A 13967-nucleotide genomic window follows, 5' to 3' on the forward strand; every position below is an offset into this window, starting at 1 on the left:
GGCGCTTCGTTGCGTGTATGGACGCTCGAAAAGGAACGATCATGACCACCGCATCGACCGAACAACCGGTCCGCCATGGGGACGCAGAAAAGGCCGAGCGTCCGCTCGGCCGCTCCATCATGCGCGGCATGCTGAACCGTTGTCCGCATTGCGGCAGCGGCAAGCTTTTCAGGGCTTTTCTGAAGCCCGTCGACCATTGCGCCGCCTGCGGCGAGGCCATGCACCATCACCGCTCCGACGACCTGCCGCCCTATCTCGTCATCCTCGTTCTCGGCCACGTCGTGGTCGGCGGCTACATGATGACCGACATGATCTGGCCGCTGCCGCTCTGGCTGACGCTGGCGATCTGGGCTCCCATCACCGTTCTGACCGCCCTCGTCTCGATCCAGCCGATCAAGGGCGGCGTCATCGGCCTGCAATGGGCGCTTCGCCTGCATGGTTTCGGCGACCAGAACGACGATCACGACGATTACGATATCCCCGGCCGCGGGCGCTCGTCGTAAGCAGTCCTGCACCTTCACCGTCCAGACATAATTCGCGTGTAGTGGGCAACGCTCGCCGGCGCTGCAGGATTGCAGCGCCAGTCCTGAGTGATCACGAGCTGGATTATTTGATCTATTGCCATCGGCACCGGACTTTCCGTAAAGCACAACCCGTCACTTGGATTTGGCACGCGTGTGTCTTTCTATGTGCCACAAACGGGCGATTCGTTTCAGTCATTCAAGGATGGATTCATGTCTCAGCCGAGAAACGGCACACCGGGCGATGTCGAGGAAATCCATTGGCCGTCGCTGGTTGCCGCCGTCTCGTCGATTTCCGCTGTCGGTATCGCGATCGGCCTCGGACTTCCGCTTCTCAGCATCATCCTGGAAAAGCGCGGTATCCCCTCAACGCTCATCGGCCTCAATACGGCCATGGCAGGGATTGCCGCCATGGCTGCCGCCCCGATCACCACAAAGCTCGCGCATAAATACGGGGTCGCCCCGACAATGCTCTGGGCGGTGGTGATTTCCGCGCTCAGCTCGCTCGGATTTTACTACGCCGAGAATTTCTGGCTTTGGTTCCCATTGCGCTTTGCATTCCACGGCGCGACGACGACCCTGTTCATCCTGTCCGAGTTCTGGATCAATGCCGCCTCACCGCCTACGAAACGAGGCTTCGTGCTTGGCATCTACGCCACAGTGCTTTCGCTCGGTTTCGCGGCGGGCCCCCTGCTCTTCTCGATTCTCGGCAGCGACGGCATACTGCCGTTTCTGGTTGGCGCAGCCGCGATCCTGCTTGCGGCCATCCCGATCTTTATCGCGCGACACGAAAGCCCGATCCTAGAAGAGAAGCCGGAGCTGCACTTCATGCGCTACGTCTTTTTGGTACCGACGGCAACGGCCGCAGTCTTCATTTTCGGCGCGGTCGAGGCGGGCGGCCTTTCACTGTTCCCGATCTATGCGATCCGCGCAAACTTCACCGAATCGCAGGCGGCACTGCTGCTGACGGTCATGGGTATCGGCAATGTGATCTTTCAGATCCCGGTCGGAATGCTCTCCGACCGGATTTCCGACAAGCGCCCGCTGCTTGCCGCCATGGCCTTCATGGGCCTTATCGGCTCGCTGATGCTTCCGCTGCTGTCCCATAGCTGGATCATGATGGCAGGGGTCCTGCTTTTCTGGGGCGGTTGCGTTGCCGGCCTCTACACCGTCGGCCTCAGCCACCTCGGTTCCCGGTTGACAGGTTCCGATCTTGCAGCGGCGAATGCCGCCTTCGTCTTCTGTTATGCCGTCGGCACCGTTGCCGGCCCGCAGGCAATCGGAGTTGCTATCGACGTTGCCGGAAACAATGGTTTTGCCTATGCGATTGCCTGTTTCTTCGGGCTTTATGCCTTGCTGGCCGGCATAAGACTGCTTTTCCTCCGAAAGCGGGCTTGACTTTTCGGGCCGGATTCGTAGTTTCGCGCCAGAATTTGCCGTGGAGCCCATCCGGCTTTCCACGGCTTTCATTTTCGTAAAGGCAGGACAACCATGGCCAAGGCTACCACAATCAAGATCAAGCTGCTGTCGACGGCCGACACCGGTTTCTTCTACGTCACGACGAAGAACAGCCGTACGATGACGGACAAGATGACGAAGACCAAGTATGACCCGGTCGCTAAGAAGCACGTCGAGTTCAAGGAAACCAAGATCAAGTAATTCTTGATCTCAGGTTGTTTAAAAAGCGCGCGCCGTCTGGCTGCGCGCTTTTTTCATTCCTGGATTGTGTTTTTGCCCTCTCAGCGCAAACAAAAACGCCGTCTTTCTCCGTGATGGGAAAGACGGCGTTTTTCAGGCAAAGGGGGTCGGCCAGCAGGCAAGGCGGCACGAGGAACCGCGAAAAGTTGCGAGCTAGCCGACCGGACCCCACGACCCAGGAGATGCGGCGGACCTGAGCATCATGGGGTATGCGGACTCCTCAAGAGGGAGTGCTTTTCTCTTATGAGCCAATAATTTGCGCAAAAATGGAAGAAAATCAACAAATTCTTAATGATGAGCTATTCCTGCCTGTTCCTATGGTTAAAAGTCCAATTTTGGGGCAGGTGGAGATCAGCCTAATGACTTAGGCGCTCAGGAAATGAACCAGCTTTGCAAAGAAACCAATAGGCACATAGCAGTAACTTTACCGGATGTTGACGTTACGTAAGGTCGCAACATTTCCATTCGGGAAATAGCACTGCTTGCATAGCCGCCTGCCGCTATCCGTGTATTCTTTGACAGAGCGCCTTTGTTCTTCCCGCCGGGGGCAGATGCACCCTGAGAGGGTCACCGACGGCAGTGATCCATTTCCGGGCCTTTTCCACAAAAGAAGCGTGTCCTTTGCCAAGGCCACGATTACAAATTTGTAATGTTCGGCGTTTTCCAGTGGAAAACGATGTCCTGCGCCGGTCCTGAGACAGTATTGCCTTCAGGCTGCGGCAGCAACGACGCGGTTCCGGCCGGTGTTCTTTGCTTCATAAAGAGCAAGATCAGCCTGCTTCATAAGCTGGTCCGGCGTGATGACCGAGGACAGGCGCGAAGAGATACCGAAGGAGGCGGTGACTTTCAGCTCCTGCCCTGCCGATTTCAACCCAAAAGGAATGCTTTCGACGGAGGCCCGCAGGCGCTCGGCAACCGCGGCAGCCACCTCAGGCGACGTATCCGGCATCACCACGACGAACTCCTCGCCGCCATAGCGGCAGGCGAGATCGGCGCCGCGGACAGTCGAGCGGATGCGGTTGGCAAATTCCTTGAGCACTTCGTCGCCGGCATCATGGCCGTGCGTGTCGTTCACCTGCTTGAAGCGGTCGATGTCGGTGATCAGCACGGATAGCGGCCGCCCCCGGGCCATCGAGCGGTTGAAGAGAACTTTGAGATGATTGTCGAGGTAGCGGCGGTTGTTGAGACCCGTCAGGGGATCGGTGACGGCAAGCTCGATGGTCTGCTTGACGCTGGCGCGCAGGCGGTCGTTGAAGCGCTTGCGGCGGATCTGCGTCAGGGCCCGGGCGACGAGTTCGTTCGTATCGACCGGACGGACAATGTAGTCGTTGACGCCGAGATCAAGCGCCCGGATGACCATGTCGTCAGCGCCCTGCTCCGCTATGATCAGGATCGGCAGAAAACGGGTACGCTCCAGCGATCGGAACTGCGAGCAGAGCCGCAAGGGATCGTAATCGTCGAAATTGGCATTGACGATCACGAGTTCGAAGGCGTTCTCGGCAGCTTCGAACAGGGCTGCCTGCGGGTCGGAGATGGCCGTGACATCGGCGATCGGCTTCAGCGCCTTGATGATACGCTCCTGCGAATTGGCGCGGCTGTCGACCAATAGAATCTGTCCGGCTTCTTCCGGGCGCCCTTCGCCGGCACGCAGCAGATCGTCGATCCCCATCGTCTCGGCCGTTTCGGCGCGGATGCGCAGTTCATCGCTCAGCGTCTTCAGTCGCAGAAGGCTCTTCACGCGGGAGATGAGCTGCAGGTCGTTGACCGGCTTGGTCAGGAAATCATCGGCGCCCGCCTTCAGGCCGCGCACGCGGTCAGCCGGCTGGTCCAGCGCCGTCACCATCACGACGGGAATATGCGAGGTCTTCGCGCTCGCCTTCAGACGCGCGCAGACCTCGAAGCCGTCAAGCCCCGGCATCATCACATCGAGCAGGATGAGATCGACCTGGTTGCGCTCGCATATCGCCAGCGCCTGATAGCCGTCCGCCGCCGTCAGCACGTCGAAATATTCCGCGAGAAGCCGCGCTTCGAGCAGTTTCACATTCGCCGGAATATCATCAACCACCAATATGCGCGCAGTCATAAACGTCTTTCAGATGCGCTAGGCATCACCGAGATAGGTCTTGATCGTTTCAATGAACTTCGGAACCGAGATGGGCTTGGAGACATAGGCTTCGCAGCCGCCCTGACGGATACGCTCCTCGTCGCCCTTCATTGCAAAGGCCGTCACCGCAATCACCGGGATGACATGCAGTTCGTCGTCTTCCTTCAGCCATTTGGTAACCTCCAGGCCGGAAACCTCCGGAAGCTGGATATCCATAAGGATCAGGTCCGGCTTGTATTTTCGAGCAAGATCAAGCGCTTCCATTCCGTTTCGGGTCTGAATTGTCGTATAGCCGGACGCCTCGATCAGGTCGCGAAAGAGCTTCATGTTGAGCTCGTTATCTTCTACAATCATCACCTGTTTGGGCATGGCACGCTTGTCCCTACGTCTCGTCCCTGCAGCCGATCGCGCCGTGACAGAAGACTGCGCGCACGAATCCAGGAAACCGATAGTGGTAAACTACCGGTATTTGGTTGAAGAAAAGGTAACTTACCCAGCGAAATGCAAAGCAACTTCAAGACTTCCAAACAATTGGCCGCAGATCCCCAGGAAACGGCGATTGCCGTTCTCAGCTGGCTGGCGAATGAACCCGACATGTTCTCGCGTTTCCTGGCGCTGACGGGCGTGGAGCCTGCCCAGGTCCGCAACGCCGTCCACGATCCTGGCTTCCTCGCCGGCATGCTGGATTTCCTGATGAACCACGAGCCAACGGCGGTGGCCTTCTGCGAGGCGACCGGCACGAAGCCAGATACGCTCGCTGCCGTATGGCGGCATTTCTCCTCTCCCGGCCTCGATTCCGGAGAATACTGAGCGCAATGGAGACCGGGACTTTCGACATCTCGCATGTGCGGCTGGGCGACCGGCCGCTGATCGTCTGCGACGTCGACGACGTCGTGCTGCAGTTCATCGATCCCTTTCAGCGATTTCTTCTCAGCGAAGGGCATGAGCTTTTGCCGCGTTCCTTTCATCTTCATGGCAATATCGTTTCTAAAGATGGGGTTGCGCTCGAGGTTATCCATGTCAGCCGGCTGATCGAAACCTTCTTCGAACGGCAGGAGGAGTGGCAGCTGCCACTTTCGCGGGCCACGGAGGCGCTCGGCAGGCTCTCCGCCACTGCCGATATCGTTTTCCTGACCGCAATGCCGCCGGTCTATGCGGATCAACGGCGGCGGTTGCTCGACCGCTTCAGCCTTCCCTACCCGCTGCTTGCGACCCGTCAGCCGAAAGGGCCGGTCGTCAAGGCGCTGCATGGCATGCGCCCCCTGCCCGTTGCTTTCATCGACGACATGGCGGTCAATCTTCATTCGGTGCGCGAACATGTCGCCAACTGCCTTCTGCTGCATCTGATGCCGGTCTCCGAAATTCACCGTTTCGCGCCTGCGGCCATGGACGACATTCAGCGGATTCACGACTGGAACGAGGCTGCATCGCTGATCGGCCGTCATTTCACTGAAGCCGACGCGGCTCGAAGCCTCACTGCAGCAAATCCAACCGCATGAGCGGCCGCCCGTCCTTTCGCCGCGCCACCGGCTCGAAGCCCGCCGCATCGAAGATCGCGGTCGAGCCGATGCAGAGCGTGACCGACTTCGACTGCTTCGTATGGTCGATGGGACAGCCTTCGAGACAGCGCGCGCCGTTTTGCCGCGCGTGATCGATCGCGCCCTGCAGCAGGCGATGACTGAGACCTTTGCCACGCAGTGGCGGCGAAAGAAAGAAACAGCTCACAGCCCAGAGGGACGGGTCCAGCACATCGCCCTCCTCCAGCGGCCGGGAAACCGTGCGCGGCGAGTTGAATTGGGCAACATCTTGGCGCGGTCCCACCTGCACCCAGGCGACCGGTTGGCCATCCGCATAGGCGAGAATGCCGGGCGGCGGACCGGCGGCGATGCGGTTTCTGATATACTCTTTCCGCTCATCCGGCCGCATTTTGGTGCGCACTGCATGCGGCAATCTGAGAGCCACGCACCAGCAGTCACAGAAGGCACCGCGCGGACCGAAGACCGTCTCGAAATCTGTCCAGCGCTCCGGCGTCACCGGCTCAAAACGCAGATCGATATCCAAAGCCAAACCTCTCCAGTCTCTTGAGACTCGGAAGTTTAAGGCGTAGTCTCACAATGTTCAATCTTTGTTCTCACCACGATGACCCCCACCCCTGACAAGACACCCGGCTTCTGTCGCGACTGCCTTGCCGAGCAGAAGGGCGAGGCGCGCCGCTGCATGGCTTGTGGCAGCCCGCGCCTCGTGCGGCACAAGGAACTCTATGATCTGACCCTCGCACATATCGATTGCGACGCGTTCTATGCGGCGGTGGAAAAGCGCGACAATCCGGAGCTCGCCGACAAGCCGGTCATCATCGGCGGCGGCAAGCGCGGCGTCGTGTCCACTGCCTGCTACATCGCCCGCATCCACGGTGTTCGCTCCGCCATGCCGATGTTCAAGGCGCTGGAGGCATGCCCGCAGGCGGTCGTCATCCGTCCCGATATGGAGAAATACGTCAAGGTCGGCCGCGAGGTCCGCACCATGATGCAGGAGCTGACGCCGCTTGTGCAGCCGCTTTCGATCGATGAGGCATTCCTCGAACTCGGCGGCACCCAGCGCCTGCACCATGACCCGCCGGCCCGCACGCTCGCGAAATTCGCCCGTCGCGTCGAAAAGGAGATCGGTATCACGGTTTCCGTCGGGCTGTCCTACTGCAAGTTCCTCGCCAAGGTGGCCTCAGACCTGCAGAAACCGCGCGGCTTTTCCGTCATCGGCCGCGAAGAAGCCGTGGAGTTTCTGGCGCCGCGCCCGGTGACGACGATCTGGGGCGTGGGCAAGGCTTTCGCGGCAACGCTCGAAGCGGATGGCATCCGCACAATCGGACAATTGCAGACGATGGAGGAAACGGACCTGATGCGCCGCTACGGCAGTATCGGCCAGAGGCTCGCGCGCCTTTCGCGCGGCATCGACGACCGCGAGGTTCACCTCAACGATCCGGCAAAGAGCGTCTCCTCGGAGACGACCTTCTTCGACGATATTTCACGCTATGACGAGCTGGTGCCGATCCTGCGCAGTCTCTCCGAGAAGGTCTCCTGGCGGTTGAAGAAGAGCGGCATTGCCGGGAATACCGTCGTCTTGAAGATGAAGACGACGGACTTCAAGTCCCGCACGCGCAACCGGAAGCTGGAAGACCCGACGCAGCTTGCCGACAGGATTTTCCGGACCGGCATCGAGCTTCTGGAGAAGGAAACGGACGGCACGAAATTCCGCCTGATCGGCATCGGCGTCACCGACCTTTGCGACCCGGCGCGCGCCGACCCGCCGGACCTCATCGACCAGCAATCCACCCGGCGCGCGGCGGCGGAAACCGCGATGGACAAGCTGCGCGAGAAATTCGGCAAGAAGACCGTGGAGACCGGCTATACGTTCGGCAGCGGCAAACGCGACGGATAATCGGGCAATCGCAAGTACACGGCTGTGGCGGCCAAAGATCACCCATGCGTGAGCGCCGATCCAACGACGAACGCTCAAGCCTTCCTTAAGCATCGTGCCGTATATGAAGGACAAGTATTGCGTATTGGTTGGCTCACATGTTCTCGCGTTTTGTTTTCGGCCTCGGCTTGCTGTCGGCGACCGCACTCGTGCATCACCCTGCCTTTGCGGTGGATGCCCGCACCCTGCAAATCTTTGTTTCCAAGGACAAGCAGTCGCTTGTCGTCTATGACGGCACCAAAGTGATCGCGACCTCGAAAGTCTCGACCGGCAAGGCCGGCCACACGACACCGAACGGTATCTTTTCCGTTCTCGAAAAAAAGAAATACCACGAGTCCAACCTCTACTCGGCAGCTCCGATGCCGTGGATGCAGCGACTGACCTGGTCTGGCATCGCGCTTCATGAATCGAATTCCGTGCCGCGCTATCCGGCCTCCCACGGCTGCGTGCGCATGCCCGCCGCCTTTGCCAAGCAACTCTACAAGATGACGGATCTCAGCGTGCCGGTCATCGTCAGCGATGCCGAAGTGGCGCCCGAGCCGATCGCGCATCCAAATCTCTTCCGTCCCGATCTGCCGGAACCGCCACTGCTGCTTTCGGATGCGGAACTGCGCCCGGCGATCGGCGAAAACCGCGGAGAGCCTGTTCAGTTGGCGATGAACAACGCCGCGCCACCGCCTGTCGCGCAGGTCGCGGCACCGGAAAACACCGATCCGATCCGCATTCTCATCTCCCGGCGCACCGAGCGCGAGACGGTGATCGATATCCAGACCTATCTCAACCAGCTGGGTTTTTCGACGGGCACACCCGACGGCCTTGTCGGCACGGCCACCATTCAGGCCATCAACACCTTCAAGGCGCTGCGGCCTGCACAATTCAAAGGTGACAAAGCGCTCGTCAGCGACACACTCCTTAGGGAAGTTTACGCCGCGGCAGGCAAGGGCGAGCCGCCGAACGGCATTATCATGGTGCGGCAGGATTTCATGCCAGTCTTCGAGGCGCCGCTGACGATCGACAATCCACGGCAGGCACTTGGCACGCATTTCTTCGCACTGCACGCCGTCGACGCCAAAAACGGCAAGGCCGACTGGCTCGGCGTGACGCTCAAGAACGATCTTTCCAGGCAGGCAATGAAGCGGCTCGGGATCGTCGCCAACGAGAGTTCGATCGTGACCGGCACGCCGATCGCCAACGCGCTCGACCGCATCACGATACCCAACGAAACACGCCGCCGGATCGGCGGCATGCTGGCGGCAGGCTCGACTCTGACGATTTCCGACACCGGCATCGGCCCAGAGACCGGCGCCGGCACGGATTTCATCACAATTACGCGCTAGAGCGCAAAGTCATCGATGGCTGGCGGCACGGCCGTCGTATCGGCAGCTCTTTTGCAGTTGGTTCCGGCACCGCCTGAGCTATCGATTTCGCAGGCATGGCGTATAACGCCTAATTGCAATCTCGTCGCAAACAATGAAATACTGGTTGCATGATAGAGCGATTCATTTGGAACGTTCGATCAACCAAGTGGTGGGCCTGATCGAAAATGGAAATGCTCACGCATGTATGTCCTGAAACACGGCATCAAGAAAAATCCTGAAAAGCGGTGGGCGCTGCCTGACCGTATCTTCTTTGGCTATGGCGCCTGCCACATCCTCGCCGGTGTCTTCCTTCAGCGTCCGCCGCTCGAAGGTTTCCATGCTGAGCGGATCATTCCGAACGAGGGTTTTGCAGGAGGCCATATGTATGTGACGAACGGCATCATCGCCTTCGATTATCACGGTTATTCCGGGCGCGAACGGCTTCTGGAACACCATCGGAAGGGGTGGGCATCTCATAATCTTGGGTGGGGCTGCGCGATCGAGGGTGTCGATTTCGATCCGCTCAGCACGGCCGAGCTAAATCAACGCAAGATGCTGGGTCCCGATCAGTATCTGCATGACCCAATCCCTCGGGCACGCAACTTCATTGACCGCAGAGACCACACGCAGGATGCGGCGAAGGCGCTCAAAACAACCTTCGCTTGAAAATTGAAAAGGCAGCGCAAGAAATCTTGATTTATGCGCATGGTCCTGATGATGTTCAGCATGGGCAAACGCCAGCCGTTCAATCTCGAAGCCTACTTGCGCGATATAGCGACAAGGCCCTGTTTTATCTGCGGGCTGGTGAGCGGAGATCCTGCGTTCTTCCATCATCGCATTTTCGAGGATGAGGAGACGATCATCTTTCTCAGTAAGTATCCAACGCTGCCCGGATACTGTTTGGTTTCCCCAAAGAAACACCGCGAAGACTTGGCTCAGGATCTCTCGACCGAAGAATACCTGCGATTGCAAGGGCATGTACACCTCTTGTCTCGGGCGCTGAAAAAAGCATTCGAGGCTGAAAGAATCTACGTTCTTTCACTCGGCAGCCAGCAAGCCAACAGCCACCTCCATTTCCATGTGGTTCCTCTGCCTGCGGGCGTACCCCTCGAAGAGCAACAGTACCACGCGCTCATGGCCGAGCATGGCGTGCTGCAGATTGCCGCCGGCGAGATGGCACGGCTAGCGGAGCAGATCACCCAAGCCTTTCTTCAGGAACGGGGCGTTCCCTGATTCTGGTTCAGGCAGTTCATGACCTAGACAAGCTCGACATCGACGATGCCGGGGGCGGCGCGCAAGGCAGCGGCAATTTCCGGTGTGATGCGGTATTTTTGCGGCAGTTCGACCTCGACCTCGCGCTTGCCGTCCTCCTTGATGACGATGAAGGAAACGAGGCCGTCGCCCTTGGCGTTCAGGTGCGCCGCAACGGCGCGCAGAGGACCAGAATCGCGGACATAAACGCGCAGCGACTTCTGCATCTGCAGCGACTTTTCCTCGAGCGACTGGATCGTCTGCAAGCGCAGACCGACGCCTTCGGGCCGCTCCTCGCCGGTGGCGGTTAGCACAAAGGACTTCCCGGGTTCCAGCACGTCGCGGTACTGGTTCAGCATTTCGGAGAACAGCACAGCTTCGAACTGTCCGGACGAATCCGAAAAGACGATGATGCCCATCTTGTTGCCGGTGCGCGTCTTGCGCTCCTGCTTCGAAATGACAGTCCCGGCAAGCCGGGCATTGGTTGCGCCCTGCTTCACGGCGGAGGAGAATTCCGCAAAGGTCTGGACCCGCATCTTCTGCAGGATGTTGTTGTAGCTGTCGAGCGGGTGCGCCGTCAGGTAGAAGCCCAACACCTGGAACTCCTTGAGCAGCCGCTCGGAAGCGAGCCACGGCGAAAACGGCGGCAGCGCGATTTTCTCCGGTCCGGACGACAGCGCGCCGCCGAAGATATCCGACTGGCCGCTCAGCTTATTTTCCTGCGCGCGCTGGGCATAGCCCAGAATGCGATCAAGGCCGGCTGCGAGCTCTGCGCGATCCTGGCCGAAGCAATCGAAGGCGCCGGCATAGATCAGGCTTTCCAGCACGCGCCGGTTGACCTGGCGCGGATCGATGCGCAGGCAGAAATCCTCGATGCTGGCAAAAGGCTCGTCGCCGCGCACCTCGACAATGTGATCGACGGCATTTTCACCAACGCCCTTCAGCGCCGCCAATGCGTAATAAATACGGTTGTCGCCGGTTTCAAATTGGCGGAACGAGCTTTGAACCGAGGGTGCGATGACCTCGATGCCGAGGCGCTTGGCATCCTGCCGGAAATCGTTGACCTTATCGGTGTTCGACATATCGAGCGTCATCGACGCGGCCAGGAACTCGACCGGGTAATGCGCTTTCATATAGGCCGTCTGATAAGAGACGATAGCGTAGGCGGCGGCGTGCGACTTGTTGAAGCCGTAGTTTGCGAACTTTGCCAGCAGCTCGAAGATGTTGTCGGCTTGCGGCTTCGACACGCCGTTGCTGATGGCACCGTCGACGAAGCGTTCGCGCTGCTGGTCCATTTCCGCCTTGATCTTCTTGCCCATGGCGCGGCGCAGAAGATCGGCTTCGCCGAGCGAATAGCCGGACAGGACCTGGGCGATCTGCATCACCTGTTCCTGATAGACGATGACGCCCTGTGTCTCCTTGAGCAGGTGATCGATCATCGGATGGATCGACTCGACCTCTTCTTCCCCATGCTTGCGGGCATTGTAGGTCGGGATGTTTTCCATCGGGCCCGGGCGATAAAGGGCGACGAGGGCGATGATGTCCTCGATGCAGTCCGGCTTCATGCCGATCAGCGCCTTGCGCATGCCAGCACTTTCCACCTGGAACACGCCGACCGTTTCGCCGCGAGAGAGCATCTCGTAGGTTTTCTTGTCATCGAGCGGGATCGCGGCGAGGTCCACCTTGATGCCGCGTTTGGCTACGAAATCGACCGCAACTTTCAGTACCGTCAGCGTTTTCAGGCCGAGGAAGTCGAACTTTACGAGGCCGGCCTGCTCGACCCACTTCATGTTGAACTGGGTGACCGGCATATCGGAGCGCGGGTCGCGATACATCGGAACCAGCTTCGAGAGCGGCCGGTCGCCGATGACGATGCCGGCGGCGTGCGTCGAGGCGTGGCGGTAAAGGCCCTCGATCTTCTGGGCGATATCGAGCAGGCGCGCCACCACGGGCTCCTTCGCTGCCTCCTCCTGAAGCTTCGGCTCCTCCTCGATCGCCTTGGAGAGCGGCGTCGGATTGGCCGGATTGTTCGGCACCAGCTTGCAGATCTTGTCGACCTGGCCGTAAGGCATTTCCAGCACACGGCCGACGTCGCGGAGGGCAGCGCGCGCCTGCAGCGAACCGAAGGTGATGATCTGCGCCACCTGTGCGCGGCCGTATTTCTGCTGCACGTAGCGGATCACCTCTTCGCGGCGGTCCTGGCAGAAGTCGATGTCGAAGTCGGGCATCGAGACGCGTTCCGGATTGAGGAAGCGTTCGAAGAGCAGCGAAAAGCGCAACGGGTCGACGTCGGTGATCGTCAGCGCATAGGCGACGAGCGAGCCTGCACCGGAACCGCGGCCGGGGCCAACAGGGATATCATGCTGCTTTGCCCATTTGATGAAGTCCGCAACGATCAGGAAGTAGCCCGGAAACCGCATGCGCTCGATGACGCTGAGTTCGAATTCCAGCCGTTCGCGGTAATCCTTCTCCTCATAGCCGGGCGACATGCCGAGCGTCGAAAGGCGCATGTCGAGGCCCTCCTCCGCCTGCCGGCGGAGCTCCAGCGCTTCGGCGCGTTCCGCCTCCTCGGGATCGTCGGTGGCGCCGGTAAAGCGCGGCAGGATGGGCTTGCGGGTCTTCAGTACGAAGGAGCAGCGGCGGGCGATCTCGACCGTGTTTTGCAGCGCTTCCGGCAGATCGGCAAAGAGTTTCGCCATCTCCGCGCGGCTCTTCAAATAGTGGTCCGGCGTCAGGCGGAAGCGGCTGTCGTCCGAGACGATGGCGTTATGGGCAACGGCCATCAGCGCATCATGGGCATCATAATCGTCGCGCGTCGGGAAGAAGGCCTCGTTGGTCGCCACCAACGGCAGATCGTGCTCATACGCAAGCCCCACGACCTTCTGCTCATGGCGCTTGTCATAGGTTCCGTGGCGCTGCAATTCGACATAGAGCCGGTCTGGGAAGAGGCGCTTCAGGGCAAGCAGCCGGGTTTGCGCCTGCGCGGCATGGCCCTGCTTCAGTGCCCCATCGACGGGACCGCCAAGCGCACCCGTCAGCGCGATCAGCCCTTCGGTTCCGGCCTCTTCCAGCCAGGATGCCCTGATATGGACCGCCTGGTTGTCGTCGCCGCCGAGATAAGCGCGGCTGACGAGATCGACGAGCCGCTCGTAGCCTTCCGCGGTCGCGGCAAGCACGACGATCGAGGGCAGCTTGGCCAGCGCCTGCTGACCGCCGCGCCTTTCTGTCTCCAGGCCGTCCATATCGATCGACAGCTGGCAGCCGATGATCGGCTGTAGCCCCTCTTCCATCGCCTTTTGCGAAAATTCGAGAGCGACGAACAGATTGTTGGTGTCTGTGATGGCGATCGCCGGCTGGCTATCGCCCGATGCCTTGTAAAGGATCTTCTTCAGCGGCAGCGCCCCTTCAAGGAGCGAATAAGCCGAGTGGACACGCAGATGCACGAAACCCGGCGTACCGCCGACGAAGCCGCTCTGCGCATCCGCCATTTCATACCCTTCCAATCGCCCGAATGAATCGGTTTGCATTGTCGGCGTTGATGACAGCGATGTCCAGAAGCAGTCC

Annotated in this window: 13 protein-coding genes; 9 read left to right on the forward strand and 4 right to left on the reverse strand. The window is 59.8% G+C overall.

Features of this window, described 5'->3' with window-relative positions; translation table 11 throughout:
- Positions 1-41: 41 nt before the first annotated feature.
- The 3 genes from ACZ9DP_RS27370 to rpmG all read left to right on the forward strand — a co-directional run bounded on the left by ACZ9DP_RS27370 (position 42) and on the right by rpmG (position 2180).
- On the forward strand, positions 42-503 hold the full coding sequence (locus tag ACZ9DP_RS27370; RefSeq protein WP_476204151.1) for a DUF983 domain-containing protein: 462 nt from the start codon (positions 42-44) through the stop codon (positions 501-503).
- 231 nt (positions 504-734) lie between these two features.
- Positions 735-1919, forward strand: coding sequence for an MFS transporter (locus tag ACZ9DP_RS27375; RefSeq protein WP_039844585.1), 1185 nt, complete (start codon positions 735-737; stop codon positions 1917-1919).
- A gap of 93 nt (positions 1920-2012) precedes the next feature.
- The gene (rpmG, locus tag ACZ9DP_RS27380; RefSeq protein WP_003547442.1) at positions 2013-2180 is read left to right on the forward strand and encodes a 50S ribosomal protein L33; all 168 of its coding nucleotides are present in this window, start codon (positions 2013-2015) and stop codon (positions 2178-2180) included.
- A 748-nt stretch (positions 2181-2928) separates the two neighbouring features.
- On the opposite strand, the gene ACZ9DP_RS27385 is transcribed toward rpmG, so the two are convergent.
- Together ACZ9DP_RS27385 and ACZ9DP_RS27390 are read right to left on the reverse strand one after the other, a co-directional pair.
- Entirely contained in the window at positions 2929-4302 is a 1374-nt protein-coding gene (locus tag ACZ9DP_RS27385) for a PleD family two-component system response regulator (RefSeq protein ID WP_476204152.1), read from the reverse strand.
- 18 nt (positions 4303-4320) lie between these two features.
- Positions 4321-4692 carry a response regulator gene (locus tag ACZ9DP_RS27390; protein ID WP_022714852.1) on the reverse strand — a complete coding sequence of 124 codons (372 nt, stop codon included), beginning with the start codon at positions 4690-4692 and terminating at the stop codon, positions 4321-4323.
- A 132-nt stretch (positions 4693-4824) separates the two neighbouring features.
- Here ACZ9DP_RS27390 and ACZ9DP_RS27395 point away from each other — a divergent pair, with 132 nt between their 5' ends.
- Together ACZ9DP_RS27395 and ACZ9DP_RS27400 are read left to right on the forward strand one after the other, a co-directional pair.
- Positions 4825-5133 (forward strand): DUF3572 domain-containing protein, encoded by a 309-nt coding sequence (locus tag ACZ9DP_RS27395; protein WP_092583059.1) that lies wholly within the window; start codon positions 4825-4827, stop codon positions 5131-5133.
- A 5-nt stretch (positions 5134-5138) separates the two neighbouring features.
- Positions 5139-5822, forward strand: a complete 684-nt coding sequence (locus tag ACZ9DP_RS27400; RefSeq protein WP_476204153.1) for a hypothetical protein — start codon at positions 5139-5141, stop codon at positions 5820-5822.
- Here ACZ9DP_RS27400 and ACZ9DP_RS27405 read toward each other — a convergent pair.
- Positions 5797-6384 (reverse strand): N-acetyltransferase family protein, encoded by a 588-nt coding sequence (locus ACZ9DP_RS27405; protein WP_476204154.1) that lies wholly within the window; start codon positions 6382-6384, stop codon positions 5797-5799. The two genes, ACZ9DP_RS27400 and ACZ9DP_RS27405, sit on opposite strands and share 26 nt — an antisense overlap.
- A 78-nt stretch (positions 6385-6462) precedes the next feature.
- On the opposite strand from ACZ9DP_RS27405, the gene ACZ9DP_RS27410 reads away from it, so the two are divergent.
- The 4 genes from ACZ9DP_RS27410 to ACZ9DP_RS27425 all read left to right on the forward strand — a co-directional run bounded on the left by ACZ9DP_RS27410 (position 6463) and on the right by ACZ9DP_RS27425 (position 10385).
- A complete protein-coding gene (locus ACZ9DP_RS27410) occupies positions 6463-7755 on the forward strand; it encodes a DNA polymerase IV (protein WP_239599297.1) in 1293 nt (430 codons plus the stop codon).
- Between the two features lie 137 nt (positions 7756-7892).
- On the forward strand, positions 7893-9131 hold the full coding sequence (locus ACZ9DP_RS27415) for a L,D-transpeptidase family protein (protein WP_476204155.1): 1239 nt from the start codon (positions 7893-7895) through the stop codon (positions 9129-9131).
- Between the two features lie 222 nt (positions 9132-9353).
- The gene (locus ACZ9DP_RS27420) at positions 9354-9818 is read left to right on the forward strand and encodes a hypothetical protein (RefSeq protein WP_194729418.1); all 465 of its coding nucleotides are present in this window, start codon (positions 9354-9356) and stop codon (positions 9816-9818) included.
- 60 nt (positions 9819-9878) lie between these two features.
- Entirely contained in the window at positions 9879-10385 is a 507-nt protein-coding gene (locus tag ACZ9DP_RS27425; protein WP_476205489.1) for an HIT family protein, read from the forward strand.
- A 23-nt stretch (positions 10386-10408) separates the two neighbouring features.
- Here the strand turns inward: ACZ9DP_RS27425 and dnaE are convergent, their stop codons facing one another.
- On the reverse strand, positions 10409-13891 hold the full coding sequence (gene dnaE / locus ACZ9DP_RS27430) for a DNA polymerase III subunit alpha (protein WP_476204156.1): 3483 nt from the start codon (positions 13889-13891) through the stop codon (positions 10409-10411).
- Positions 13892-13967 lie beyond the last annotated feature (76 nt).

The sequence above is a fragment of the Rhizobium sp. USDA 4016 genome, assembly GCF_056279705.1.

Coding starts and splice junctions, on each gene's coding strand:
- ACZ9DP_RS27370 (WP_476204151.1), top strand. CDS start 42: ATGACCACCGCATCGACCGAACAACCGGTCCGCCATGGGGACGCAGAA.
- ACZ9DP_RS27390 (WP_022714852.1), bottom strand. CDS start 4,692: ATGCCCAAACAGGTGATGATTGTAGAAGATAACGAGCTCAACATGAAG.
- rpmG (WP_003547442.1), top strand. CDS start 2,013: ATGGCCAAGGCTACCACAATCAAGATCAAGCTGCTGTCGACGGCCGAC.
- ACZ9DP_RS27385 (WP_476204152.1), bottom strand. CDS start 4,302: ATGACTGCGCGCATATTGGTGGTTGATGATATTCCGGCGAATGTGAAA.
- ACZ9DP_RS27400 (WP_476204153.1), top strand. CDS start 5,139: ATGGAGACCGGGACTTTCGACATCTCGCATGTGCGGCTGGGCGACCGG.
- dnaE (WP_476204156.1), bottom strand. CDS start 13,891: ATGGCGGATGCGCAGAGCGGCTTCGTCGGCGGTACGCCGGGTTTCGTG.
- ACZ9DP_RS27420 (WP_194729418.1), top strand. CDS start 9,354: ATGTATGTCCTGAAACACGGCATCAAGAAAAATCCTGAAAAGCGGTGG.
- ACZ9DP_RS27410 (WP_239599297.1), top strand. CDS start 6,463: ATGACCCCCACCCCTGACAAGACACCCGGCTTCTGTCGCGACTGCCTT.
- ACZ9DP_RS27375 (WP_039844585.1), top strand. CDS start 735: ATGTCTCAGCCGAGAAACGGCACACCGGGCGATGTCGAGGAAATCCAT.
- ACZ9DP_RS27415 (WP_476204155.1), top strand. CDS start 7,893: ATGTTCTCGCGTTTTGTTTTCGGCCTCGGCTTGCTGTCGGCGACCGCA.
- ACZ9DP_RS27425 (WP_476205489.1), top strand. CDS start 9,879: ATGGGCAAACGCCAGCCGTTCAATCTCGAAGCCTACTTGCGCGATATA.
- ACZ9DP_RS27395 (WP_092583059.1), top strand. CDS start 4,825: ATGCAAAGCAACTTCAAGACTTCCAAACAATTGGCCGCAGATCCCCAG.